Annotated in this window: 22 protein-coding genes and 1 tRNA gene; 13 read left to right on the top strand and 10 right to left on the bottom strand. The window is 70.7% G+C overall.

What is annotated here, in order from left to right; genetic code table 11:
* Window positions 1–18 precede the first annotated feature (18 nt).
* Genes hisB through GGR71_RS11175 form a run of 5 tightly spaced genes read right to left on the bottom strand, consistent with a single transcriptional unit; the run spans window position 19 to window position 4,728 of the window.
* Window positions 19–1,092: a bifunctional histidinol-phosphatase/imidazoleglycerol-phosphate dehydratase HisB gene (gene hisB, locus GGR71_RS11195; protein WP_160958564.1), complete on the bottom strand. Its 1,074-nt coding sequence runs from the start codon at window positions 1,090–1,092 to the stop codon at window positions 19–21.
* Complete coding sequence (gene hisC / locus GGR71_RS11190; protein WP_160958562.1) at window positions 1,089–2,189, bottom strand: histidinol-phosphate transaminase; 1,101 nt, start codon at window positions 2,187–2,189, stop codon at window positions 1,089–1,091. Before hisC ends, hisB begins: the two co-directional genes overlap by 4 nt.
* Window positions 2,186–3,481 carry a histidinol dehydrogenase gene (gene hisD, locus GGR71_RS11185; RefSeq protein WP_160958559.1) on the bottom strand — a complete coding sequence of 432 codons (1,296 nt, stop codon included), beginning with the start codon at window positions 3,479–3,481 and terminating at the stop codon, window positions 2,186–2,188. The genes hisC and hisD overlap by 4 nt, the downstream gene beginning before the upstream one ends.
* On the bottom strand, window positions 3,478–4,392 hold the full coding sequence (gene hisG / locus GGR71_RS11180; RefSeq protein WP_160958556.1) for an ATP phosphoribosyltransferase: 915 nt from the start codon (window positions 4,390–4,392) through the stop codon (window positions 3,478–3,480). The genes hisD and hisG overlap by 4 nt, the downstream gene beginning before the upstream one ends.
* 9 nt (window positions 4,393–4,401) lie before the next feature.
* The gene (locus GGR71_RS11175; protein WP_160958554.1) at window positions 4,402–4,728 is read right to left on the bottom strand and encodes a YerC/YecD family TrpR-related protein; all 327 of its coding nucleotides are present in this window, start codon (window positions 4,726–4,728) and stop codon (window positions 4,402–4,404) included.
* Between the two features lie 206 nt (window positions 4,729–4,934).
* Here GGR71_RS11175 and GGR71_RS11170 point away from each other — a divergent pair, with 206 nt between their 5' ends.
* The gene (locus GGR71_RS11170) at window positions 4,935–6,161 is read left to right on the top strand and encodes a hypothetical protein (RefSeq protein ID WP_237474287.1); all 1,227 of its coding nucleotides are present in this window, start codon (window positions 4,935–4,937) and stop codon (window positions 6,159–6,161) included.
* A gap of 93 nt (window positions 6,162–6,254) precedes the next feature.
* Here the strand turns inward: GGR71_RS11170 and hisS are convergent, their stop codons facing one another.
* On the bottom strand, window positions 6,255–7,655 hold the full coding sequence (gene hisS, locus GGR71_RS11165; RefSeq protein ID WP_160958551.1) for a histidine--tRNA ligase: 1,401 nt from the start codon (window positions 7,653–7,655) through the stop codon (window positions 6,255–6,257).
* Between the two features lie 111 nt (window positions 7,656–7,766).
* Between hisS and GGR71_RS11160 the strand changes: the two genes are divergently transcribed.
* Both GGR71_RS11160 and GGR71_RS11155 read left to right on the top strand, forming a co-directional pair.
* Entirely contained in the window at window positions 7,767–8,522 is a 756-nt protein-coding gene (locus tag GGR71_RS11160; RefSeq protein WP_048489060.1) for a Crp/Fnr family transcriptional regulator, read from the top strand.
* A gap of 299 nt (window positions 8,523–8,821) precedes the next feature.
* Complete coding sequence (locus tag GGR71_RS11155; RefSeq protein WP_048489059.1) at window positions 8,822–9,136, top strand: hypothetical protein; 315 nt, start codon at window positions 8,822–8,824, stop codon at window positions 9,134–9,136.
* 34 nt (window positions 9,137–9,170) lie between these two features.
* Here GGR71_RS11155 and thrC read toward each other — a convergent pair whose 3' ends face one another.
* On the bottom strand, window positions 9,171–10,472 hold the full coding sequence (gene thrC / locus GGR71_RS11150) for a threonine synthase (RefSeq protein WP_160958548.1): 1,302 nt from the start codon (window positions 10,470–10,472) through the stop codon (window positions 9,171–9,173).
* 650 nt (window positions 10,473–11,122) lie between these two features.
* Between thrC and GGR71_RS11145 the strand changes: the two genes are divergently transcribed.
* A complete protein-coding gene (locus tag GGR71_RS11145; RefSeq protein ID WP_160958545.1) occupies window positions 11,123–11,314 on the top strand; it encodes a hypothetical protein in 192 nt (63 codons plus the stop codon).
* A gap of 41 nt (window positions 11,315–11,355) precedes the next feature.
* On the opposite strand, the gene GGR71_RS11140 is transcribed toward GGR71_RS11145, so the two are convergent.
* The 3 genes from GGR71_RS11140 to GGR71_RS11130 all read right to left on the bottom strand — a co-directional run bounded on the left by GGR71_RS11140 (window position 11,356) and on the right by GGR71_RS11130 (window position 15,631).
* Window positions 11,356–12,291 carry a homoserine kinase gene (locus GGR71_RS11140; protein ID WP_456362615.1) on the bottom strand — a complete coding sequence of 312 codons (936 nt, stop codon included), beginning with the start codon at window positions 12,289–12,291 and terminating at the stop codon, window positions 11,356–11,358.
* 29 nt (window positions 12,292–12,320) lie between these two features.
* Complete coding sequence (gene thrA / locus GGR71_RS11135; RefSeq protein ID WP_202404909.1) at window positions 12,321–14,834, bottom strand: bifunctional aspartate kinase/homoserine dehydrogenase I; 2,514 nt, start codon at window positions 14,832–14,834, stop codon at window positions 12,321–12,323.
* A gap of 461 nt (window positions 14,835–15,295) precedes the next feature.
* On the bottom strand, window positions 15,296–15,631 hold the full coding sequence (locus tag GGR71_RS11130; RefSeq protein WP_160958542.1) for a hypothetical protein: 336 nt from the start codon (window positions 15,629–15,631) through the stop codon (window positions 15,296–15,298).
* 364 nt (window positions 15,632–15,995) lie between these two features.
* On the opposite strand from GGR71_RS11130, the gene GGR71_RS11125 reads away from it, so the two are divergent.
* The 9 genes from GGR71_RS11125 (at window position 15,996) to GGR71_RS11085 (ending at window position 23,971) form a co-directional block, all read left to right on the top strand.
* A tRNA-Arg gene (locus GGR71_RS11125) sits at window positions 15,996–16,072 on the top strand.
* Window positions 16,073–16,306: 234 nt separating this feature from the next.
* Window positions 16,307–17,839, top strand: a complete 1,533-nt coding sequence (gene amaB / locus GGR71_RS11120) for an L-piperidine-6-carboxylate dehydrogenase (protein ID WP_160958540.1) — start codon at window positions 16,307–16,309, stop codon at window positions 17,837–17,839.
* A gap of 66 nt (window positions 17,840–17,905) precedes the next feature.
* Window positions 17,906–18,187, top strand: a complete 282-nt coding sequence (locus tag GGR71_RS11115; RefSeq protein ID WP_160958537.1) for a DUF4190 domain-containing protein — start codon at window positions 17,906–17,908, stop codon at window positions 18,185–18,187.
* Window positions 18,184–18,957, top strand: a complete 774-nt coding sequence (locus GGR71_RS11110) for a methyltransferase domain-containing protein (protein WP_160958535.1) — start codon at window positions 18,184–18,186, stop codon at window positions 18,955–18,957. The genes GGR71_RS11115 and GGR71_RS11110 overlap by 4 nt, the downstream gene beginning before the upstream one ends.
* Window positions 18,958–18,965: 8 nt before the next feature.
* A complete protein-coding gene (locus GGR71_RS11105) occupies window positions 18,966–20,021 on the top strand; it encodes a quinone-dependent dihydroorotate dehydrogenase (RefSeq protein WP_048489052.1) in 1,056 nt (351 codons plus the stop codon).
* Window positions 20,018–21,061, top strand: coding sequence for a UDP-N-acetylmuramate dehydrogenase (murB, locus tag GGR71_RS11100; RefSeq protein ID WP_160958532.1), 1,044 nt, complete (start codon window positions 20,018–20,020; stop codon window positions 21,059–21,061). Before GGR71_RS11105 ends, murB begins: the two co-directional genes overlap by 4 nt.
* On the top strand, window positions 21,055–21,963 hold the full coding sequence (locus GGR71_RS11095) for a DMT family transporter (RefSeq protein ID WP_343160797.1): 909 nt from the start codon (window positions 21,055–21,057) through the stop codon (window positions 21,961–21,963). Before murB ends, GGR71_RS11095 begins: the two co-directional genes overlap by 7 nt.
* 83 nt (window positions 21,964–22,046) lie before the next feature.
* A complete protein-coding gene (locus tag GGR71_RS11090) occupies window positions 22,047–22,784 on the top strand; it encodes an aspartate/glutamate racemase family protein (RefSeq protein ID WP_456362614.1) in 738 nt (245 codons plus the stop codon).
* Between the two features lie 65 nt (window positions 22,785–22,849).
* Window positions 22,850–23,971 carry a TPM domain-containing protein gene (locus GGR71_RS11085; RefSeq protein ID WP_184452005.1) on the top strand — a complete coding sequence of 374 codons (1,122 nt, stop codon included), beginning with the start codon at window positions 22,850–22,852 and terminating at the stop codon, window positions 23,969–23,971.
* Window positions 23,972–23,996: the final 25 nt, after the last annotated feature.

Here is a 23,996-nt window from a genome sequence, read left to right as displayed (position 1 = left end):
TTGCAGCAGCCGCGCGCATCACAGCACGCCCTTGGTCGACGGCAACGCCGCGCCCTCGCGGCGCAACGCCTGGCGCAGGGCACGCGCCAGCGCCTTGAAGCAGGCCTCGACCTTGTGGTGGTCGTTGTCGCCGCGCACGCTCAGGTGCAGGTTCAACCCGGCCGCGTCGCACAGCGAGCGGAAGAAGTGCGGCACCAGTTCGGTGGGCATGTCGCCGACCCGCTCGCGCTTGAACTCGCCTTCGAACACGAAATACGGACGCCCGCTGAAATCCAGCGCGGCGCTGGCCAGGGTCTCGTCCATCGGCAGGGTGAAGCCGTAGCGGCCGATGCCGCGCTTGTCGCCCAGCGCCTGGCGCAGCGCCTGGCCCAGGGCCAGGCCGGTGTCCTCGATGGTGTGGTGTTCGTCGATGTGCAGGTCGCCCTCGGCGCGCACGTCCAGGGCGAAACCGCCGTGCTTGCCGATCTGTTCGAGCATGTGGTCGAAGAACGGCAGGCCGGTGGCGCAGTGCGGGTCGCGCGCCAGGTCCAGGTCGAGTTCCACCGCGATGCGGGTTTCCTTGGTATCGCGCTGCACCCGCGCGCGCCGCGGCGCATCGGCCAGTTCGTGGGCGATGCCGGCCCAGTCCCACTCGCCGCCGAACTGCTCAGTGCGCAACTGGAAACCGCGGATGCGCAGGTTCTCGGCGAACTGGATGTCGGTAATGCGGTCGCCGACCATGGCCGAGCGCGCCCAGTCGATGCTGCGGTCCTGCAGATAGGGCAGCATCAGGCCGATGCCGGGCTTGCGCGTGGGCGCATTGTCGGCCGGCCAGCTGCGGTCGACCAGCACCTCGCGGAACACGATGCCCTGGCTGGCGAAGATCTGCAGCATCAGGTCATTGGGGCCGTCGAAGGCGGCCTGCGGGTAGGCCTCGCTGCCCAGGCCGTCCTGGTTGGTGACGATGACGAACTGGTAGCCGGCATCGCGCAGCTTGAGCATCGCCGGGATCACGCCCTGCACGAGGCGCAGCTTCTCGTAGGCGTCGATCTGGAAGTCGGCCGGCTCCTCGATCAGGGTGCCGTCGCGGTCCACGAACAGGATCGGGGTCATGCCGCCGCCCTCCACGCCTGCAGCGCACCGAGCACGCGCTGGTTCTGCGCCGGCGTGCCCAGGGTGATGCGCAGCGCGTCGCCCAGGCCCGGCGCGGCGCGCTGATCGCGTACCACCACTCCGGCCGCCAGCAGCGCCTGGAACGCGCCCTCGGCGTCGTCGAAGCGCAGCAGCAGGAAATTGCCCTGCGACGGATACACCTGGCGCACACCCGGCATTGCCGCCAGCGCCGCCTGCATGCGCGTACGCTCTTCCCGCACCTCCTGCACCCGCGCCGCGGTCTGCCGCAGCGGCTCGGGCTGCAGCGCGGCCAGCGCCAGCAGTGTGCACGGCGCCGGAATCGGATACGGCGCCTGGCAGCGCCGCAGCACCGCGATCAGCGCCGGATCGGCGATCACGCAGCCGATCCGCGCCGCCGCCAGCGCGTGTGCCTTGGACAGGGTGCGCAGCACCGCCAGGTTGGCGTGGCGCGCCAGCAAGGTCGTGGCCGATGCATCGTCGGAGAACTCGCCATAGGCTTCGTCCACCACCAGCACCGCACGGCCCTGCAGGCGCTCGGCGGCGCGATCGATGTCGGCCAGCGCGATCGCCGCGCCGCCGGGATTGCCCGGCGAACACAGGAACACCAGCTTGGCCATCTGGCTCAGCGCAGCCTCCACCACCGCGTCCACGTCGGTGAGCAGGCCCTCGGCCGTATCGCGCAATGGCACCTCGACCACGCGTGCGTTCTGCAGCCGCGCGCAGACCGCGTACATGCCGAACACCGGCGGGGTGATGACGATGGCGTCGCGGCCCGGCTCGCACAGGGCGCGCAGCAACAGGTCGATCGCCTCGTCGCTGCCGCGGCCGAGCAGCAGCTGTTCCGGAGTGCAGGCGTACAGCTGCGCCAGTGCGGCGCGCAGCGCCGGCGGCTGCGGATCGGGATAGCGGCGATTGCCGGCGTCGCCATCGGCGACATTGGCCCAGGCCGATTCGTTGGCGTTGAGCCAGACCTCGCCCTGCAGCGCGCTGCTGCGCGCGGACGAGTAGCCGGCGAAGTCGCGCAGGTCCGGGCGGACCAGCGCCAACACGGCGCGCACGTCGGCGGTCGCGCTCATGCCGCCTTCTCCATGCGTAGCGCCACCGCATTGGCGTGCGCGTCCAGACCCTCGGCACGTGCCATCAGCACTGCGCAACCGCCGATCGTGGCGATGCCGTCGGCGCTGGCGCTCTGCACGCTGACGAAATTCTGGAAGCTGGCCACGCTCACGCCGCTGTAGGCACGCGCGGCGCCGCTGGTCGGCAGCACGTGGTTGGTGCCGCTGCAGTAGTCGCCCAACGCCTCGGGGGTGTAGTCGCCGAGGAACACCGAGCCGGCGGCCTCGACCCGGTCCAGCCAATCGCGCGGCGCGCGCAGCGCCAGGATCAAGTGTTCCGGCGCATAGCGGTTGCTGATGACGAACGCGTCTTCCAGCGAGTCCACGCGGATCAGCCGCGACGCGGCCAGCGCCTGCCGGGCGATCGCCGCGCGCGGCAGCGTCGCCAGCTGCCGCTCCAGTTCGCTCTCCACCGCCTCGATCAGCGCGGCGCTGTCGGACAGCAGCAGCACCTGCGAATCCGGGCCATGCTCGGCCTGCGACAACAGGTCGGCGGCAACGAAGGCCGCGTTGGCGCCGGCGTCGGCGATCACCAGCACCTCGGACGGACCGGCCGGCATGTCGATCGCCGCCGCGCCGGCCTGCGCGACCTGCTGCTTGGCCTCGGTGACATAGCTGTTGCCGGGGCCGAACAGCTTGTCGCAGGACGGCACAGTCTCGGTGCCGAAGCCCATCGCCGCGATCGCCTGGGCGCCGCCGAGCTTGAATACCCGGTCGACGCCACATAGGGTCGCCGCGACCAGCACCGCCGGATCGGCCGAGCCGTCGGCGCGCGGCGGCGTGCACAGCACCACTTCGCGGCAACCGGCCAGCGCCGCCGGCACGCACAGCATCAATGCGGTCGACGGCAGCGGTGCGCTGCCGGCCGGCACGTACAGGCCGACCCGGCCGATCGGCCGCACCACGCGCTCGCAGACCACGCCCGGCGCGGTCTCGACCGCGTACGGCTGCGCCATGCCGGCGCGGTGGAAGGTATCGATCCGCGCCGCCGCCTCGGCCATCGCCGCGCGCAACGGCGCCGGCACCGCCGCCTCGGCGGCGGTGAACTCGGCGGCGCTCACTTCGAAAGTGTCCAGGACCACGCCGTCGAAGCGTGCGGTGAGTTCGCGCAGGGCGACGTCGCCGCGGCTACGCACTGCGTCCAGCACCTGCGCCACCGCGTTGCGGGTCTGCTCGGCGACGCGCTGCACCGGCCGGGTCAGCGCCTGGGTCCGCTCCTGCGCGTCGAGCGCGCTCCACTCCAATCGATTCATGCCAGCGACCGCTCCACCGTCAACACCATCAATCCCTGCGCGCCCGCGCGCTCCAGTTCCTCCATGCGCTGCCAGGTGATCGCGCCATGGCACATGGTCTGCAACTGCAGAGGGCCATCGGCGTCGCCGGGCAGTTGCACCAGGGGTTCGGCATCGGGCAGCAGCCGCGCCAGGTCGGCGACGCGCTCGCGCGCGGCGCGGAACATCAACAGCTTGCTGTCGCGCAGCTTGAGCACGCCGTCGAGCCGACGCAGCAGCATCGCCGCCAGGCCGGCGCGGGCGTCGGCCGGTTCGCGCACCGGCCCGGCCAGCACCGCCTCGCTCTCCAGCAGCGTCTCCACCGGCTTGAGCTGGTTGGCGGCCAGGGTGGCGCCGCTGGAGACCAGATCGCAGATCAGGTCGGCGGTACCCAGGCGCGGCGCGATCTCCACCGAACCGGACAGTTCCACCACCTGCGCGGCGATGCCACGCGCGTCCAGCCAGTCGGCCAGCACCGCGGGATAGCTGGTGGCGATGCGCAATCCCTGCAGTTGCTGCGGCCCACTCCATTCCCAGTTCTCGGGTACCGCCAGCATCAGCCGGCACTGCCCGAAGTTCAGCCCGCGCAGGGCGCGATAGGCCTCGGGCAGGCCATTGCGACGGCGCTCGCCGGCCTGCTCTTCGAGTTCGTTGCGGCCGACGATGCCGAAGTCGCACACGCCATCGGCGATCAGGCCGGGAATGTCGTCGTCGCGGACCAGCAACAGGTCCACCGGCAACGATTCGCCATAGCAGAACAGCTTGTCGCGGCTCTCGCGCCAGCTCAGCCCGCAGGCGGCCAGCACCGCACGGGCCGGCTCGGCCAGGCGGCCACTCTTCTGGATCGCGATACGCAGCCGGTCGCGGGCCGGTGCTGCCAGGGAAGCACTCATCAGGACATCTCAGTGGGAATCGGAGGGGCGCGCCGTCTGCCGGCGCAGCGCCGCGGCATAGCCGCCGGCGCCGTATTCCAGGGTCCGTGCGACACGGCCGATGGTGGTGACGCTGACCTGGGTCAGGTCGTGGATCTCGCGATACGGCACACCCTTGAGCAGCAGCGGCACCACCCGCCAGCGGTCGGCCATCGCCTCCAGCTCGGCCGGCGTGCACAGGTCCTGCAGGAACGCCGCCACGTCCTGCGGCTTGCCGAGCTGGGCCAGGGTGCGCGCCAACGCCTTGAACGAGGCATCGCTGGCACGGTCTTCTGCAGGGGCAGGACGTTGTTTCATTGCGTTAATGTAATAGCACACTATTACAAGGTCAAGGACCAGTGGGTCGCACCACCCTGCCGTTCAGCCGTTCGGCATTGCTGCCGGATGCCTGGGCGCCCCCAGCAGGTGCGATCATTCCCACGCGCATTGCGGAAGATGGCGGCTGTGGAAGGACAGCCCGGCGACCGCTAGCATCGGCGCAACCGCCGCCCCTGGAACGCCACATGCGCCATGCATGTTTTGCCAGCCTCGCCCTGTGCCTGGCGACGCACGCACTGGCGCAACCGCCGCCTCCGACACCCCCGGCCGAGATGGCGACAAGCGGCGGCACCGCGGTCGCCGCGGAACAACTACCGATCCGCTCCAGGGCCCAGCTCGCGACCTACCTGCGCGCCCGCGCCGGCCAGCCCACGCCGCTGGACGCCCTCACGCCCGGCGCCCGCGAGCGCTTTCTCGACGGCCTGGTGTTCGGCCGCAACGGCCTGGGCGGATTCGATACGCAGGACCTGCCGCAACTGACCCGCACACAGGGCCGCGCACTGCTGGCCCTGTTCGGGATGGAGCGCTACGCCGAGAGCTTGCCGCACTGGGCGACGCAGCCGCGCGCCCACGATCCCGCCGCTCCGATCGGCGAGCTGGAGCGTCGCTACAACCGCTACAACCAGAATCTGGACGGCCTGGGCCGTAGCGGGCGCGATCCGTGGCCTGCGTTGCGCAGCGCGCTGCCGGAGACTTTCGAACGCGATGCCGCCGCGCAGTTGGACGACGACGCACTGGAGTTGCTGTATCGGGCGGTGGTCGCCACCTATGCGCTGCGCCCCACCTCGGCGGGACTGGACGCGCAACTGCAGGTACTGGCGCAGTTGCGCAGCCGCGGCCAGGCCAGTGCCGAGCAGTTGGATGCCGCCGGCAACGCGCTGCTGCTGGCGCATCGCGCGGAGGACGCGCGACGTGTGCTGGCCGATGGCGGCAGCGCCGACTGGCCGCAGTGGCTGCGCTTCGACGACCGCCTGGGCGCGGCGGCGCAGGGGCCGACACTGTGGTCGCTGGACGCCGATGGCCACACCCTGCGCCGGCAGCGGATCGATCTGCAGCCGACCCGACTCCTGGTCACCGCCGGCTGCCATTTCGCGGCCGACGCCGCACGCGCGATCGCTACAGATCCCGAGCTGGGGCCGGTATTCCTCCGCCATGCGCTGTGGCTGGCGCTGCCGCCCGGCAACGAGGACATGGACGCGCTGCGCGCCTGGAACCGCGCGCAGCCGGAAACGCCGTTGCACCTGCTCTACGACGTGAATGAATGGCCGCTGCTGCCGCGCGAATGGCGCATGCCGACGTTCTTCGTGGTGCGCGACGGCAAGGTCGTCGCGCAATTGCAGGGCTGGCCGGCGGACGCTGGTGCGCAGCGCAGGGCACTGAAGGCGATGCTGCAAGATGCGGGCCTGCTGTAGCAGCGGCGTCAGCCGCGGCAGGCGTTCCCGGTGATGCGTCGCGGCTGAAGCCGCTCCTACGACATCACCTGCACGCCGGCCGCCGCGACCGGCTCAGGCCATCACCTTGGCCTGCTCCAATTCCACCTGCAGGGTGCTGGCCAGTTCGTCGCGGGCAACCTCGAACTGCTGTTCGCGCAGCAGGTCCTTGACCGCGACCACGCCGCGCGCCAGCTCGTCGTCGCCGGCCAGCACCACGAAGCGGATGCCGGCGCGGGCCGCGTACTGGAACTGCTTGCCGATCTTCTTCGGCTCCATCTGCACTTCGGTGTTGATGCCGCCGGCACGCAGGCGCCGCGCGATGTCCAGCGCGTCGTCCAGCTTGGCCTCGTCCATCAGCGCCACCATCGCCTGCACGCTGCTGGAGGCGATGCCGTCGATCAGCCCGGCCTCGCGCAACTGCCAGAACAGCCGGGTCAGGCCGATGGAGATGCCCACGCCGGGCAGCTTGGACTTGCTGTAGTGGCTGGCCAGGTCTTCGTAGCGGCCACCCGAGCAGATCGAGCCGATCTGCGGGTAGTCGGTCAGCAGGGTCTCGTAGACGGTGCCGGTGTAGTAGTCCAGGCCGCGGGCGATGGAGAAGTTGAGGCAGTACGCGGTCTCCGGCACGCCCAGCGCCTTGACCAGGGCCAGCACCTCGCGCAGCTCGGCCACGCCCTCGCGCAGGATCGCACTGGCTGCCGCATCGGCTTCCAGCGCCTGCAGCCGTGCCAGCGCATCGTCGTGGCCGCTGGAGCGCACCGCGACGAAGTCGAGGATGCGCTGCACCTGCTCGGCCGGGATGCCGAAGCCTTCGCCGGCCAGCGTCTCGCGCACGTAGTCGGCGCCGCGCTTGTCCAGCTTGTCGACCTCGCGCAGCACCGCGAGCTGGCGCTCGCCCTCGGCCACGCCCAGGCTCTCGAAGAAGCCGCGCATCAGCTTGCGGTTGTTCAACTGCACGGCGAAATCGCCGATGCCCAGTTCGGCGAACACCGCGTGGATCACCGCCAGCACCTCGGCGTCGTAGCGGATGCTCAGCGCATCCTTGCCGATCACGTCGATGTCGCACTGGTAGAACTCGCGGAAGCGGCCGCGCTGGGCGCGCTCGCCGCGGTACACGCGCTGCATCTGGTAGCGCCGGAACGGGAAGCTCAGCTCGTGCTCGTGCTCGGCCACGTAGCGGGCCAGCGGCACGGTCAGGTCGAAGCGCAACGCCAGCTCCGGCAGCCCGCCCTCGCCGCCCTCGGCGGCGGCATTGGCCAGCGCGCCGGTGGATTGCACGAAGTACACCTGGCGCTCGGTCTCGCCGCCGGACTTGGTCAGCAGCACGTCGGACAACTCGAACACCGGCGTTTCCACCGGCAGGAACCCGAACCGCTCGTAGTTGCGGCGGATGACGTCCAGCATGCGCTGGAACGCGATCTGCTCGCGCGGCAGCAATTCCATGATGCCGGGCGGCGTACGGGGCTTGATCACGTGCGGAACTCCTGCGATTCGGGGGCGAGCGGGACGCCAATTCTAGCCGCACCGGCCACGCCCGGCCGCATCGGCGTATCATTCGCCGGTGCCGAAGCCGCTGCCACGCCCATGAACAGGCCTCCTTCCGGATTCGCCCTGCCCTACGCCGAACCGGCCGCCCCGCGCGCGCCGCACGGCAACGAATGCCTGCATTGCGCGGTCCGTCACTTGGCGATCTGCTCGGCGCTGGCCTGCGACGAGGTGCAGGCGCTGGAGCGGGTCACCACTTCGCTGACCTACTCCGCCGGCGCTACCCTGGCGCGTACCGGCGAGGCGCGGCAGGCGGTCTATACCGTCACCGCCGGCGCGCTGCGCCTGGTCCGCACCCTCGCCGACGGCCGTCGCCAGGTGGCCGGCTTCGTGCTGCCCGGCGACTACGTCGGCCTGAGCGAATCGGCCAGGCACCGCCACGACATCGAAGCCATCGCCGACAGCCGGGTGTGCCGGGTGTCGGTGGCGCAGATGCAACAGTTGCGCACCCAGTTCCCACACCTGGAGCGCAAGCTGCTGCAGCGCGCCTGCCTGGAACTGGACGCGGCACAGGACGCAGCGCTGTCGCTGGCGCGGCTGCAGCCGGCCGAGAAACTGGCCGACTTCCTGCTCAAGCTGGCGGCCCGCGCCGCGCGCCAGGGCGACGCCGGCAACAAGGTGGTGTTGCCGATGGGCCGCGGCGACATCGCCGACCATCTCGGCCTGACCATGGAAACGGTCAGCCGCACCTTCACCAAGCTGCGCCAGCAGGGCCTGATCGCCCTGCCGCAACTGCATGTGGTGGAGATCCGCGACTTCGCCGCGCTGCATCGGCTGGCGTCGGACGAAGACTGAGCGGGCCGACGTGGCGATTTTTTCGCCACGCCACCCCAGGCACTGACGCCACGCGGCGCACGGCCACTTATCCACAGGATTCCAGAGCAACGCTCCACATCGCGTGTGGACAACCGTGCAGTGCCCGCTGGCGACCAACCGATCGCCTGTCTGCTGCCACGTGCAGCACTGCTGCCGCGCCACCTCTGAACGCTTCAGCCGGCCTTCGCGGCGGCGGCGCCCGAGCGGCATAGACTGCGTGCGCAAAACACCTGCGGCGCCGCCGCGGTGCCGGTGGGGGGACCACTCGGAGGGCCACTATGGCCGTCGCCATCGAGATGCAACACGCCTCGCGCGCCTGCGTGATGCTGGACCGCGAGCGCGAACTGGAGTTCTGGAAGGCGCATTTCGCACACAGCCCCTTCCATCAGCCCGGTTACACGTTCCACGACTACGAGCCGGCGCTCAAGCTGGCCTACGACGCCTACCTCAAGTACCACGGCCAGCGCGTGGAGGACGTGGTCGCGCAACTGCGCGACGTGTTCCTGCGCGACCATCCGCGCTCGCGCCTGGACTGGCTGCAGGTGCGCGGCATCGTCCTGGCCGCCTGGCAGCGGCTGCAGCCCACCGATTGAGCCGGCAGGTGCGCAGCCGCCGCCCGCGCCCCACTCAACCAGCGAGCAGGCGCGCGCGCAGGGCCGCGTAGTGCGGCGCGATCGGCTCGGCCTGCGCCGGCCGCTGCAGCAGCGCCGCCAGGGCCGGCGGCACCGGCACCGGCTGCCCGATCAGCGGCTCCACCACCCCTTCGAACTTGGCCGGATGCGCGGTCGCCGCCACCGCCCAGTCGCCGGCATCGGCCTCGGCGCCCTCGGCGCGCAGTTGCTGCAGCACGTGCAGCGCGGTGGCGGTATGCGGGCAATGCACCTCGCCGTAGCGGCGGAAACGCTCGCCGATGGTCTGGCGGATCTGCGCATCGTCCACCGAGTACGCCTGGAACTGGGTGCGCAAGGTGGCGTCGTCGCCCTGGTACAGCCAGCGCAGGCGCTCGACGTTGCTCGGCGCGCCGACGTCCATCGCATTGGCCAGGGTCGCCACGCTGGGCTGCGGCGCGTAGTCCGCGCCGGCGAAGAAGTCCGGCAGCACGCGGTTGGCATTGGTCGCCAGCACGATCCGGCCCAGCGGCACGCCCAGCGCACGCGCCAGGATCGCGGCCAGCGCATTGCCCAGGTTGCCGGTGGGCACCACCAGGTTCAGCGGCTGCGCATGCGCGGCATGGTGCTGCAGCGCTGCGTGCGCGTAGTAGCTCATCTGCGGCAGCAGGCGCCCCAGGCTGATGCTGTTGGCCGAACTCAACGGTGCCTGCGCCTGCAGGTCGGCGTCGTTCAGCGCCTGCTTGACCAGCGCCTGGCAGTCGTCGAAGGAGCCAGCCACGCGCAGCGCATGGATGTTGTCGCCGAAGCAGCCCAGCTGATGCGCCTGGCGCGGCGACACGCGCCCGTCCGGATACAGCACCACCACGCGCAATCCGGGCTGGCGATGGAACGCCGCCGCGACCGCGGCGCCGGTATCGCCGGAGGTGGCGACCAGGATGGTCAGCGGGGTCGCCGCATCGCGCCGCAGCCGCGCCAGGCAGGCGGCCAGGAAGCGCGCGCCGAAGTCCTTGAACGCCGCGGTCGGGCCGTGGAACAGCTCCAGCGCATGGTCGCCGGGCGTGGCCAGCGGCTGCAGCGGTGCGGCGAAGTCGAAGGCTTCGGCGCAGATCGCGGGCAATTCTGCGGCCAGGGCATCGCCGGCGAAGAACGGCGCCAGCAGCTCCGCGGCGGTCTCGGCGAGGCTGGCGCCGGCACGCAGGTCGCGGGCGGCGGGCAGGCGTTCGGGCACGTACAGGCCACCATCGGGGGCGAGGCCGGCGGCGATGGCTTGGCTGAGCGAGACGGGGGGTGCGGCGTTACGGGTGGAGATGAAGTTCATGGTGGTTCCATCAACGTGGGGAATTCGATCGCACTGCATGCTGTTGCTGTTGCTGTTGCTGTTGGCCTTGGCTCTTGCTCTTTTGCTTTACCCGGGGTCCCCTCGGCGCGGCAGCCGCGGCGGGCGAATACCCGAAGGGCGACGCGCAGGATGCGCGTCGTTTTTCGCCGGCACATGGATGTGCCGTCGAAAAATGCCCGTCGTGGCTGCGGACCCGGAGCGCGTAGCGCGGAGGGCGCGCTGCGGGGTGTGCTTTCTTTTGGTTACTTTTCTTTGCACAAGCAAAGAAAAGTGACTCGCCGCCAGGCGAAAGCTGTTGCTGCTGATTGCTTTTCCCTATCGGACGAGCGGAACTTGTAGGAGCGGCTTCAGCCGCGACCTAGCCGATGGGCGAGCACCTGTCGCGGCTGAAGCCGCTCCTACATGGTCTTAAGCAACAACAACAGCAACGGCTTTCGCCCTTACGGGCGAGTTACTTTTCTTTGCTGGCGCAAAGAAAAGGTAACCAAAAGAAAGCGCGCCCTGCCTCGCGCCCTCCGCGCTGCGCGCTCCGGGTCCGCGTCCATCACGGGGATCCGCGGAAGGGGCATCCTGCCCCTGCCGCGAACGGCGTACATCCATGTACGCCGCCCTTCGGGTGTTTCCCCGCGATGGCCGCCGCTTCGGAAGGGAACCCGGTACGGCAACAGCAACAACAAGAGCAAGAGCAAGAGCAACAACCAGAGCAACAGCAACGACAACAGCTACTGCGACAGCAAAAGCAAAAGCAAAAGCAAATTCGAAATCAGCAACAGCAACAGCAACAACAGCGGCAGCGGCAGCGGCAGTGGCAGTGGCAGTAAAGGCAGCAACAAAGGCGTCGACGCGCCGCGCCAACACTCCACTACAGCAACGTCGCGCCCGGACACTGCAGCGGCGACACCCAGTGCTGGCTGCCGAAGCCGGCGGCGGCGAAGGCCGCCTGGACCGCCGGGGCCGCGGCCTCGGCCTCGGCGCGGCTGGCGAACCAGGCGAATACGCTCGGGCCGGCGCCGGAAATGCCCGCGCCCATCGCCCCCGCGGCCAGCGCCGCCGCCTTGGCCGCGTCGAAACCCACGATCAGCGGCGCGCGCCGTGGCTCGATCAGCACGTCGCGCAAGCCGGCGCGTACCAGCGCCTCATCGCCGGTATGACAACCCGCCAGCACCAACGCCAGGTTCGTGCTCTGCGCCACGAACTCGCCAAGCCGATACTCGCCGGCCAGCGCCGCGCGTGCGCGGCGCGTCTCCAACGTCGCGTCCGGATGCACCAGCAGACTGTGCCAGCCGCTCGGCACCGGTACAGGCACCATCCGCTCCAGGGTCGACAGCACCAGCCCGCCCAGCAGCATCGGCCCGAGGTTGTCGCCGTGGCGGCTGCCGCTGGCCACCGCCTCGCCGTCCAGCGCGTAGCGATACAGTGCGTCGCGCGACAGCGGCGCCTCGAGCAAGGCGTTGGCCGCGACCAGCGCGGCCACGCACGACGCGGCCGAGCCGCCCATGCCAGAGCTGAGCGGAATGCCCTTGTCGATCTCCAGTTCGAAGCCGAACGGCAGCGCCAAGGCCTCGCGCAGCGACATCAGGGCGGCGCCGGCGGTGTTGCGTGCGGCCTCCAGCGGCAAGGCCACGGTGGTGCCGCGGATCGCAGCGATACGCACCTCGGGCGCGTCGATGCGGCGCACCGTCACCGTATCGCCGACGCCTTCCACCGCGTAGCCGAGCAAATCAAAACCCACCGCCACGTTGGCCACCGAGGCCGGCGCGAACGCGCGCGCCTGCGCCGGCAGCGCGGCCGTACCCATGGCGCTTGTCGGCAGCGTCTGCATCCGGCTCACAGGCGCGCGCCCTCGCCCGCCGCCACCCGCAGCAGGTCGGCGAACACGCCGGCGGCGGTCACTTCCGGGCCAGCACCCGGGCCCTGCACCACCAGCGGATTGGCGCAGTAGCGGCGGGTGGTGAACTGCACCACGTTGTCGGTGAGGCGCAGGTTGGCGAAGGCATGGTCGGCCGGCAGCTCCACCAGGCCGACGCTGGGCGCATGCCCCGGCGCCAGCCGCGCCACGTAGCGCAGCACGCAGCCGCGCGCCTTGGCCGCCTGCAGGCGTTGCGCGAAGGCGGCATCGACTTCGTGCAGACGCGCCATGAAATCGTCCACGCTGGCCTGGCGCAGCGCTTCCGGCACCAGGCTTTCCACCGCCACGTCCTCCAGGCTCAGTTCGTGCCCGGCCTCGCGCGCCAGGATCACCAGCTTGCGCGCCACGTCGGTGCCGGACAGGTCGTCGCGCGGGTCCGGTTCGGTGTAGCCCATGCCGCGCGCCTCGGCCACCAACTGCGCGAACGGCACGCTGCCGTCGTACTTGTTGAACAGCCAGGCCAGGGTGCCGGAGAAGATGCCTTCGATCGCGGTGACGGCGTCGCCGGTATCGACCAAGTCGCGCAAGGTGGTGATCACTGGCAGGCCGGCGCCGACCGTGGCTTCGTAGCGGAAGCGCGCGCCGCTGGCGGCGGCCGCGGCGCGGATGGCGTGGAAACGCGGCAGCGGCCCGGCGCCGGCCTGCTTGTTCGGGGTCACCACGTGGATGCCGGCTGCCAGCCAGCCGGCGTAGCGGTCGGCGACGTCGGCACTGCCGCTGCAGTCGATGATCACCGCATGCGGCAGATGCGCCGACAGCAGGTGGGCGGTGAACGCGTCCAGGTCGGTCGGCTGCTGACCAGCGGCCAACGCCTGCCGCCAGTCGCCGGCGAAGGCGCGCGGCTCCAGCCGCATCGTGCTGCGCGAGGCGACCGCGCGCAGGCGCAGGTCGAGGTTGGCCTTGGCCAGCAGCTGCGGCTGCGCCGCGCGCAACTGGTCCAGCAGCGCCGCACCGACGTTGCCCGGCCCGATCACGCCGACCGAGAAGGTCTGCGGCGACAGCCAGAAGCCGGCATGTGCGGCGCGCAGCGCCTTGGTCGCATGCGCGCTGTCGATGGCCACCGAGATATTGCGCTCGGACGAGCCCTGCGCGATCGCCAGGATGTTGACCTGCGCGCGGCCCAGCGACTCGAACAGGCGCGCGGCCACGCCGGGCTGCCCGGCCATGCCGTCGCCGACCGCGGCCAGCACGCTGATGCCGGTGGTCAGCTGCACGCGCTGCACCTGGCCCACTACCAGTTCGTGGGCGAAGGCCGAGAGCACCGCGTCGCGGGCGCGCTCGGCCTCGTTCTGCCGCACCACGCAGCAGATGGAATGTTCGGACGAACCCTGCGAGATCATCACCACCGACACCCGCGCATTGCGCAGCGCGGCGAACACGCGCTCGGCGGTGCCGGGCACGCCGATCAGGCCGGTGCCTTCGAGGTTGAGCACGGCCAGGTCCGGGCTCAGGGTCAACCCCTTGATCGGCCCGCTGGTGGCGCTGCTGGCGGTGATGCGGGTGCCCGGATGCTCGGGCTGGAAGGTGTTGCGGATGATGATCGGCAGGCCGCGCTCGATCGCCGGCGACATGGTCTGCGGGTGCACCACCTTGGCGCCGAAGTACGCCAGTTCGCAGGCTTCGTCGTAGCTGAGCGTCTCCAGTTGCACCGCCTCGGGCACCACCCGCGGGTCGGCCGAGAGCACGCCGTCGACGTCGGTCCAGATGTGCAGTTCGGCGGCGTCGAACAGCGCGGCGAAAATCGCGCCGGAGTAGTCGCTGCCGTTGCGGCCGAGCGTGGTGATGCGGCCGGCGCGGTCGCGGGCGACGAAGCCGGTGACCACGATGCGCTGCTGCGGGTGCTCCGCGCGCCATTGCGCCAAGCGCTGCGCGCTGGCCTCCCAATCCACGTCCACGCCCAGTTCGCCGCGATCGACCACCAGCACCTCGCGCGCGTCCAGCACCGCGCACTCCTCGCCCAGCGCACGCAGGTGGTCGCCGAGCAGTTGCGCCGAATACACCTCGCCCAGCCCCTGTACGCGGTCCAGCACTTCGCGCGGCAACTCGCCGATCACCGCGAGTGCGGCGAGGATCTCGGCCAGGTGTTCGAAGCGCGCGTCCAGCCATTCCACGGTGGCGCCGGCGTGTTCGCCGAGCAAGGCCACCGCCGCGGCGCGATGGCGGGCGCGGGTCTCGTGCCAGCGCTCGCGCCAGTCGCCGTGGCCGCGCGCGGCCAGCTCGGCCAGGCCGATCAAGGCATCGGTGACGCCCTTCATCGCCGAGACGACGGTGACCTGAAGATGTTCCGGGCGCGCCAGCAGCAGTTGCGCCACATGGCGATAGCGTTCGGCATCGGCCACCGAGGTGCCGCCGAACTTGTGCACGACAGTGGCAGCGGCGAGCGCGGGATCTACAGCGGATTCAAGCGAAGCGGCGACAGCGGGGGGCGACATGGGAGACCTCGGAGTGGAGGCCCCGCTCGCATCAGGCCGAGGGAGTCCCCCGCATCCTGATCCGGGTGCGGGGCCGTGGTGTTCGACAATCAGGCGAAGACGACGGGCCGCACCGGGCGAATGGTGAGGGTGGTAATACCGGTGGTAATGCCCGCAGCGACCGTGGCCGCGCGTCGAAGCGAACGCGGAAGCGAGGTGGCGATGAGGGCGTGGACCAGAGGCATGGACGCAAGAGGACATCATGCGCCGGGGCGCTGTCAAGCGCCGCGTGTGCAAGCGCAGCATCGACCCGCTGGTCGCACTAGAAGGTTACAAAAGTGACTATCGCGAAAAATCGGAAAACCCGACCTCGTGCTGGTTGCGCAGCAGGCACGCGCGCGGAAAAGCTGCTAGGACCCGGACCGAACGCACCGCAGCGACCAAGCGCGCGACGCCCGTGGCGCCGCGCGCTTGCGCACGCCTTACTGCTGTTTCTGATCCGCCGGCGGCGTCTGCGGCGGCTGCTGCGGATCCGGGTTGGCCGGGTCCTGCGGCGTGGTCGGCGACGTACCGTCCTGTCCCTGCATGGTGCCCTGGCCGGCATCGGTCCCGGTGGTACCGGTCGCCGTGCCGCTGGCGTCGCCGCTGGTGCTGCCCGCCGGGGCCGTGCTACCGGCAGGGGCGGTGCTGCCGCCCGCGGGGCTACCGTCGGCCGCTGCCGGCGGGTTGGCCGCATTCGGATCGGTGGCCGGTTGGTCGCCATCGCGCTTGCACGCGGCCAAGGCAGCCAGCATCGAACCGACTAGGACCATCTTCATCGCTGTTTTCATCTGTGACTCCTGCTTCGCATTGGGGTGGGAATCGCTGCGGGCATGCCGGCAAGCCGGCGGTCACGTCAGCCCGAGGCGACCAGGACCGCCGATGCGCGGCGGCGATCGTCCCGCCGTAGGAACTGCGGTCGGGACGCTTTTAGCGGACGAGGCGGATGCGTCTGCGTCTCGTCATGTGTCGTCTCTGCAACGACGCGGATCGCAGCGCGATCGCCGCCAAGCGCAGTGGCCGACGTCCGCAGCCTACGCAGGGCGATGCTCAGGCCGCGTCGGCACAAGGTGTAGAGGACGTTATTGCAAGCCAGGGCGACAACGCGCGATTCAGCGTCGTAGAATCCCCCGGCAAGCCAATGGCCCCGTAGCTCAGCTGGATAGAGCGGTCCCCTCCTAAGGGACAGGTCGTGCGTTCGAATCGCGCCGGGGTCACCATTTCGTTCATGCCGGCGGCCGCGGCCGTCATGCGGCCCGCGGCCTTCTTCTCGCTCGCCGATGCAGGCCGGACAGCCGCCGCAAGACGACATCCCACGCGTTTTTTGCGCTGGCCGGCCGCCGCCGCCCGGCGACGGCGGCCGGCTGCATCCGGTCTGCTAAAATTGTCGGCTGCGCGCCCCGCGTCCCCCGCCTGCGGTCGCCTTCCCTGTCGCAACGAACCCAGGAGATTCCATGTCCGCTGACCTGCTCAAGGCGCTCGGCCTTGCCGCCACCAACTCTGGCACCTATCTCGGCAATGGCGAGTGGTCCAGCGCCACCGGTGCCGGCGTGCTGCAGCCGCTGAACCCGTCCAGCAACGCCGTCATCGCCGAGGTGCAGGCCACCACCGAGCAGGACTACGAGACGGTGATCGCCCGCGCCCAGGCCGCGTTCAAGGTCTGGCGCACCACCCCGGCGCCGCGCCGCGGCGAAGCGGTGCGGCTGTGCGGCGAAGCGCTGCGCAAGCACAAGGACGCGCTGGGCTCGCTGGTCGCGCTGGAAATGGGCAAGAGCAAGCCGGAAGGCGACGGCGAAGTGCAGGAGATGATCGACATCGCCGATTTCGCGGTCGGCCAGAGCCGCATGCTGTACGGCTACACCCTGCATTCGGAACGCCCCGGCCACCGCATGTACGAGCAGTACCAGCCGCTGGGCCTGGTCGGCATCATCAGCGCGTTCAACTTCCCGGTCGCGGTGTGGAGCTGGAACGCGTTCCTGGCGGCGATCTGTGGCGACATCTGCATCTGGAAGCCGTCCAACAAGACCCCCCTGACCGCGATCGCGTCGATGAAGATCTGCAATGACGCGCTGCGCGACGCCGGCTTCCCGGACATCTTCTTCCTGATCAACGACGCCGGCGTGGCCCTGTCCGAGCGCCTGGTCGAGGACACCCGCATCCCGCTGATCAGCTTCACCGGCTCCACCCAGGTCGGCCGCAACGTCGCCGAGAAGTGCGCGCGCCGCCTGGGCCGCTGCCTGCTGGAACTGGGCGGCAACAACGCCATCATCCTCGACGAGAGCGCCGACCTGAAACTGGCGGTGCCCGGCATCGTGTTCGGCGCGGTCGGCACCGCCGGCCAGCGCTGCACCACCACGCGCCGGCTGATCGTGCACGAATCGATCTACGACACCGTGCTGGCCACGCTGGTCAAGGCCTACAAGCAGGTCGAAGGCAAGATCGGCGACCCGACCGACCCGGCCAACCTGATGGGCCCGCTGAACAGCCGCGGCGCGGTCGAGCAGTTCCTGGACTCGATCGCCAAGGCCAAGGCCGCCGGCGGCACCGTCGAGACCGGCGGCACCGCGTTGGACCGTCCGGGCAACTTCGTGCTGCCAGCCATCGTCACCGGGCTGAAGAACAGCGATGAGGTCGTCCAGCACGAGACCTTCGCGCCGATCCTGTACGTGATGAAGTACAGCACCCTGGACGAGGCCATCGACATGCAGAACGGCGTGCCGCAGGGTCTGTCCTCGTCGATCTTCACCCAGAACCTGAAGGCGGCGGAGAAGTTCCTGTCCGCGGCCGGCAGCGACTGCGGCATCGCCAACGTCAACATCGGCACCTCCGGCGCCGAGATCGGCGGCGCCTTCGGCGGCGAGAAGGACACCGGCGGCGGCCGCGAGTCCGGCTCGGACGCGTGGAAGGTGTACATGCGCCGGCAGACCAACACGATCAACTACTCCGACTCGCTGCCGCTGGCGCAGGGCATCAAGTTCGATCTGTGACGCGGTGAGTGCGGCGGCCGCACCCTGCGGCCGCCGCCCCCTTTCCTTTTGCAAGGAGCGACAGCGATGAGTCAGGTGCGCGAAACCAATTCCCTGGCGGTGGTCAGCCTGGTCGCCGGCATTCTCGGCTGGACCCTGATGCCGGTGCTGGGCAGCCTCGGCGCGATCATCACCGGGCACCTGGCCCGGGCCGAGATCCGTCGCCAGCCACAGCGCTTCCAGGGCGATGGCCTGGCGGTGGGCGGGCTGATCCTGGGCTGGACTGCGGTGGTGCTGGCGGTCCTGGCGGTGCTGGCCTTCGTGGTGTTCTTCGGCGGGCTGGCCTGGTTCGCCAGCACGCAGTCGTGAGCCGGGACGCCGCCGCGCCGCGCGAGCGCTTCAGCGACCGCGTCGCCGATTACGTGCGCTACCGCCCCAGCTATCCGCCGGCGCTGCTGGACTGGGTGCACGGCGAGCTGGGCGTGGCGCGCGACGCGCTGGTCGCCGACATCGGCGCCGGCACCGGCATCTCCACGCGCCTGTTCCTGCAGGCCGGGCACCCGACCCTGGCGGTGGAGCCGAACGCAGCGATGCGCGAGGCCGCGGTGGCGCTGCTGCAGGACCTGCCGGGCTTCCGCGCCATCGACGGCAGCGCCGAGGCCACCACCCTGGCCGACGCCAGCGTCGATGTGATCAGCGCCGCGCAGGCGTTCCACTGGTTCGACCTGGAGGCGGTGCGCCGCGAATGGGCACGGGTGCTGCGTCCCGGCGGTCTTGCGCTGGTGTACTGGAACTCGCGCCTGCTCGACGCCACACCGTTCCTGGAAGGCTACGAGCAGTTGCTGCTGGAGTACGGCACCGACTACAGCGCGGTGGCCGAGCGTTACCACGACGATGCCACCATGCAGCGCTGGTTCGGCGCCGGCCTGCGCGGCACCGCGCAGTTCCCCAACGAACAGCGCATGGACTTCGAGGCGCTGCGCGGACGCCTGCTGTCGTCCTCCTACGCGCCGCTGCCCGGCCACCCGCGCCACGCGCCGATGCTGGAAGCGTTGCGTGTGCTGTTCGACCGGCACCAGCGCGATGGTGTCGTCGCGTTCCATTACCGCACCCGCGCCTTCGCCGGGACGCTGAACTGAGCCACGCCATGTATTCCCTCGCCCGACCGTTCCTGTTCGCCTTCGACGCCGAGCGCGCGCACGCCCTGGGCCTGCGCGCCATCGAGCTGGCCTACCGCACCGGCACCAATCCACTGCTGGCGCGCACGATCGCGCCGATGCCCACGCGCGCCTTCGGCCTGGACTTCCCCAACCCGGTCGGCCTGGCCGCGGGCCTGGACAAGAACGGCGAGCACATCGATGCGCTGCTGGCGCTGGGCTTCGGCTTCGTCGAGATCGGCACCGTCACCCCGCGCGCGCAGGCCGGCAATCCGCAGCCGCGCATGTTCCGGCTGCCGCGGCAGCAGGCGGTCATCAACCGCATGGGCTTCAACAACCTGGGCGTGGATGCGCTGGTGCGCAACGTCGAGCGCGCGCGGCGCCGGCGCGGCCTGCTCGGCATCAACATCGGCAAGAACAAGGACACCCCGAACGAGGACGCCGCGTCCGACTACCTGCACTGCCTGGAAAAGGTCTACGCGCTGGCCGACTACGTCGTGGTCAACATCTCCTCGCCCAACACCGCCGGCCTGCGCGAGCTGCAGGAGGAGCAGGCGCTGCGGCAGCTGATCGCGCGCCTGCGCGAGGCGCAGGAAGCGCTGGCCGCGCGCCACGGCAAGCGCGTGCCGATGCTGGTCAAGGTGGCGCCGGACCTGAGCGACAGCGACATCGACGCGGCGGCGCGGGTGCTGTCGGACCTGCAGGTGGACGGGGTGATCGCCACCAACACCACCGTCGCCCGCCCCGGCCTGGAGCACGAGCCGCTGGGCGCCGAGAGCGGCGGCCTGTCCGGCGCGCCGCTGCTGGGCCAGTCCACCCTGGTGCTGCGCCGCCTGCGCGCGCGCCTGCCCGAGAGCATCCCGCTGATCGGCGTCGGCGGCATCCTCTCCGGCGCCGACGCGGTGGCAAAGATGGCCGCCGGCGCGGCGCTGGTGCAGTGCTACAGCGGGCTGGTGTTCCGCGGGCCGGAGCTGATCGGCGAGTGCGTCGAGGCGATGCGCCGGCGCCGCGAAGCGCCCAGCCGCGGGGACGTGGTCGTTTCATGAGCACCACGGCCTGGTCGCTCACTGCGCAGGCGCCGCTGCAGGCGCTCAACACCTTCCACGTCGCCGCGCAGGCGCCGTGGCTGCTGCAGATCTTCGCGCCCGAGGCGCTGCCCGAGGCGCTGCTGGCGCCGGAGCTGGCCGGCGCCGCGCTGCTGCCGCTGGGCAGCGGCAGCAACCTGCTGTTCGCCGGCGATGCGCCCGGCGTGGTGCTGTGCTTCGCCAACCGCAGCATCGACACCCTGGAGCACCGCGCCGACTACGCCATCGTCCGCGCCGGCGCCGGCGTGGGCTGGCACGACCTGGTGATGTGGTCGCTGGCGCAGGGCCTGTCCGGCCTGGAGAACCTGGCGCTGATCCCGGGCACGGTCGGCGCCGCGCCGATCCAGAACATCGGCGCCTACGGCGCGCAGATGGGCGAGTTCGTGCACGTGGTCGAGGCCTACGACCGCGCCGACGCGCGCTTCGTGCGGCTGGACGCGGCCGCCTGCGAGTTCGGCTACCGCGACAGCCTGTTCAAGCGCCAGCCCGACCGTTACCTGATCGCCGCGGTGGAGTTCAACCTGCCGCGGCTGCACGCGCTGCGCCTGGACTACGCCGGCATCGGCGAGGAACTGCAGGCCATGGGCATCGCCACGCCCGGCGCGCCCGACGTGGCCCAAGCGGTGATCAACATCCGCCGACGCAAGCTGCCCGACCCGGACGTGCTCGGCAACGCCGGCAGCTTCTTCAAGAATCCGCTGCTGCCGCTGGAACAGGCGCTGGCGCTGCAGCACGAACATCCGGCGTTGCCGGTGTATCCCGGCGACGACGACAGCCAGCGCAAGCTGTCGGCGGCGTGGCTGATCGAGGCCTGCGGCTGGAAGGGCTACCGCGACGGCGACGCCGGCGTGTCCGCCGCGCATGCGCTGGTGCTGGTCAACCACGGCCAGGCCAGCGGTGCCGAGCTGCTGGACCTGGCGCGACGCATCACCGCCTCGGTGGGCGAGCGCTTCGGCGTGATCCTGGAGCCGGAGCCGCGCATCGTCGGCGCGCAGTGGTAGCCGCGCCCACGTCGCTGCGCGCGGCGCTGCTGATGCTGGCGAGTACGATGGCCTTCGGGCTGATGGTGGTGGCGATCCGGCTGGCGTCGGCACACCTGTCCACCCTGCAGATCGCGTTCTTCCGCAACCTGTTCGGCCTGCTGTTCCTGCTGCCGATGCTGCTGCGTCCGGGCCGGCCGTGGCCGCGCACCGCGCAACTGCCGCGCTACCTGCTGCGCACCGCGATCGGCCTGGTGTCGATGCTGGCCGGGTTCTGGGCGATCGGCCACCTGCCGCTGTCGCAGGCGATCGCCCTGTCCTACTCCACCCCGCTGTTCGCGACCCTGGCCGCTGCGCTGTGGCTGGGCGAGACGGTGCGCCTACGGCGCTGGCTGGCGGTGCTGTGCGGCTTCGCCGGGGTGCTGCTGATCGTGCGCCCCGGCGCCGCCGCGTTCAGCCCCGGAACGTTGGTGGCGGTGCTGGCGGCGGTGATGAGCGCGCTGGTCGCGATCCAGATCAAGCAACTGGCACGGGTGGACGCCGCCAACACGGTGGTGTTCTACACCTACGCATTCTGGGTGCCGATGTCGCTGCTGCCGGCGTTGTTCGTGTGGCGCTGGCCGCACGGCATCGACTGGCTGTGGCTGCTGGCCACCGGCCTGTTCGGCACCCTCGGCCAGTTGCTGTGGACGCATGCGCTGCGCCTCGGCGAGGTCTCCGCGCTGACCCCGATCAGCTTCACCCAGCTGCCGCTGGTGGCGCTGTTCGGCTGGTGGCTGTTCGACGAAACCCCGGATGGCGGCACCGTGCTGGGCGCGCTGGTGATCCTCGGCGCCAACGCCTACATCGCCCACCGCGAGGCGGTGCTGGCGCGGCGTGCGGCGCGCGCCGGTGCCGGCACGCCACCAACGCTGGACGCCTGAGTGCCGCGCACGATGCCGCGACACGCCATGGCTTGCCGACCATCGCCGGCGCAGGCGCAACGCGCGGTCGCTGCGCGTGGCCGATGCCGCTACCATCCTCGCGCACACGCAACCACGGCACGCGGCGCAGGATGAAGACCATCGGCATGATCGGCGGCATGAGCTGGGAATCCACCCTGCCCTACTACCGGCACATCAACGAGACGGTGCGCGCACGACTGGGCGGACTGCATTCGGCCAAGCTTCTGCTGCACAGCGTGGACTTCCACGAGATTGCGCACTATCAGCGCACCGGCGACTGGGATGCGGCCGGCGCCGTATTGGCGGCCTCGGCGCGCGCATTGCAGGCCGGCGGTGCCGATTTCCTGGTGTTGTGCACCAACACCATGCACTGCGTCGCCGACGCGATCGCCGCCGCGGTCCCGTTGCCGCTGCTGCACATCGCCGATGCCACCGCCGATGCGCTGCAGGCCGCCGGCATCGTCCGCGTCGGCCTGCTCGGCACGCGCTTCACCATGGAACAAGCGTTCTACCGCGAACGGCTGCAACGGCGCGGCTTCGACGTGCTGATCCCGGATGCGCCGACACGCGAGGACGTCCACCGCATCATCTACGAAGAGCTGTGCCAGGGCCTGGTGCAGGCGCCGTCGCGGCTGCGCTACCGCGAAGTGATCGCCGGGCTGCAGGCGCAGGGCGCGGAGGCGGTGATCCTGGGCTGCACCGAGATCGGATTGCTGGTCGGCCCGGCCGACGCGGCGGTGCCGCTGTTCGACACGACCGCGCTGCATGCGCGCGCCGCTGCCTTGTATAGCCTGGCCTAGCGATGCACAGGAACGCCCAGCGATCCGCGGCCATCACCTGCCGCCGCCAGGCCGGCGCCTCGCGCGTGCGAACGCCGGTTCGGCTCGGCGCCCTGCTGGTCCTGGCCCTGCTGCTGTGGCCGGTACGCGGCATCGGCGCCGTCGCCATTCCGCCCTACACGCCCAACGTGGTCGATCCCGCCGGCACGCTCAGCGCGGACGACACCCAGCGGATCAACGCGGCGCTGCAGCGCCTGCGCGAACGCCAGCACATCTGGGGCGCGGTCTACCTCGTGCCTTCGCTGCAGGACGAACCGATCGAACGCCTGGCCGAGCGCGCTTTCCGCACCTGGCGGCTCGGCCGGCAGGGCAGCGACAACGGCCTGCTGCTGGTGCTGGCGATGCAGGACCGGCGTTCGCGCTTCGAAGTCGGCTACGGCCTGGAAGGCGTGTTGCCCGACGTGGTCGCCCGCCACGCGCTGGACGACTACCTGGCCCCGCGCCTGCGCCAGGGCGACACCGCCGACGCCATCGTGGCGGCATTCGACTTCATGAGCCGCGCCGCTGCACAGGATCCCGACGCCATCGCCGAACTGGCGCAACCGGCCGACGACGGCATGCACTGGCGGCGCGGCGCCATCGCCTGGGCCGGCCTGCTGGTGCTGGTGTGGCTGCTGCTGCCGCTGCGCCAGGCCTGGACCGGCTATCTGCGCAGGCGCCTGCTGCGGCGGCACCCGCGCCTGTCGGCCAAGCCCGAGGAACTGGTCCAGAACAGCGCACGTGGCGGCTTCTGGGCGTGGTTCATCCGCCTGTTCCTGAGCGCCAACCCCGGCATCTTCGTGATACTGCTGTCGGCCAGGTCGATGACGATGACGGTGATCTTCCTGGCGCTGGAACTGCTGGTCCTGGTGCTGACCCTGGCCATCGCCGCGCAGCGCTACCGCTCGCCGCAGCGCTACAGCCGCTTCATGCAGGCGCAGGCGCGAAAGCGCAATGCGCTGATCCGCAAGGGCCATATCGCCGAGACCGCCCCCGGGGTGTTCGCCTACACCGCCAGCTACCACGCCGCCCAGGCCGCCAAGGAACGCGCCGCAGCCGAGTCCGCAGGATCGTCCTCGTCCTCGTCCTCCTCCTCTTCGTCCTCCAGCAGCGACTCGTCCTCCGGCGGCGGCAGCTCCGGCGGCGGCGGCGCGAGTTCGAGCTGGTAACGCGCGGCGACGCCCCCGCGTTGGC

This window comes from Xanthomonas sp. F1, assembly GCF_014199855.1.
Note: the sequence above shows the minus strand (reverse complement) of the source record. Positions and strands in the feature narration are given on the sequence as shown.

Bases quoted from the DNA above. Each gene is read 5' to 3' on its own strand.
- GGR71_RS11140 (WP_456362615.1), bottom strand. From the start codon at position 12,291: ATGGGTACGGCCGCGCTGCCGGCGCAGGCGCGCGCGTTCGCGCCGGCC.
- hisG (WP_160958556.1), bottom strand. From the start codon at position 4,392: ATGAGTGCTTCCCTGGCAGCACCGGCCCGCGACCGGCTGCGTATCGCG.
- GGR71_RS11170 (WP_237474287.1), top strand. From the start codon at position 4,935: ATGCGCCATGCATGTTTTGCCAGCCTCGCCCTGTGCCTGGCGACGCAC.
- murB (WP_160958532.1), top strand. From the start codon at position 20,018: ATGAGCACCACGGCCTGGTCGCTCACTGCGCAGGCGCCGCTGCAGGCG.
- thrA (WP_202404909.1), bottom strand. From the start codon at position 14,834: ATGTCGCCCCCCGCTGTCGCCGCTTCGCTTGAATCCGCTGTAGATCCC.
- hisD (WP_160958559.1), bottom strand. From the start codon at position 3,481: ATGAATCGATTGGAGTGGAGCGCGCTCGACGCGCAGGAGCGGACCCAG.
- GGR71_RS11155 (WP_048489059.1), top strand. From the start codon at position 8,822: ATGGCCGTCGCCATCGAGATGCAACACGCCTCGCGCGCCTGCGTGATG.
- GGR71_RS11115 (WP_160958537.1), top strand. From the start codon at position 17,906: ATGAGTCAGGTGCGCGAAACCAATTCCCTGGCGGTGGTCAGCCTGGTC.
- hisC (WP_160958562.1), bottom strand. From the start codon at position 2,189: ATGAGCGCGACCGCCGACGTGCGCGCCGTGTTGGCGCTGGTCCGCCCG.
- GGR71_RS11130 (WP_160958542.1), bottom strand. From the start codon at position 15,631: ATGAAGATGGTCCTAGTCGGTTCGATGCTGGCTGCCTTGGCCGCGTGC.
- GGR71_RS11105 (WP_048489052.1), top strand. From the start codon at position 18,966: ATGTATTCCCTCGCCCGACCGTTCCTGTTCGCCTTCGACGCCGAGCGC.
- GGR71_RS11090 (WP_456362614.1), top strand. From the start codon at position 22,047: ATGCCGCTACCATCCTCGCGCACACGCAACCACGGCACGCGGCGCAGG.
- thrC (WP_160958548.1), bottom strand. From the start codon at position 10,472: ATGAACTTCATCTCCACCCGTAACGCCGCACCCCCCGTCTCGCTCAGC.
- GGR71_RS11145 (WP_160958545.1), top strand. From the start codon at position 11,123: ATGGCCGCCGCTTCGGAAGGGAACCCGGTACGGCAACAGCAACAACAA.
- GGR71_RS11175 (WP_160958554.1), bottom strand. From the start codon at position 4,728: ATGAAACAACGTCCTGCCCCTGCAGAAGACCGTGCCAGCGATGCCTCG.
- hisB (WP_160958564.1), bottom strand. From the start codon at position 1,092: ATGACCCCGATCCTGTTCGTGGACCGCGACGGCACCCTGATCGAGGAG.
- GGR71_RS11160 (WP_048489060.1), top strand. From the start codon at position 7,767: ATGAACAGGCCTCCTTCCGGATTCGCCCTGCCCTACGCCGAACCGGCC.
- amaB (WP_160958540.1), top strand. From the start codon at position 16,307: ATGTCCGCTGACCTGCTCAAGGCGCTCGGCCTTGCCGCCACCAACTCT.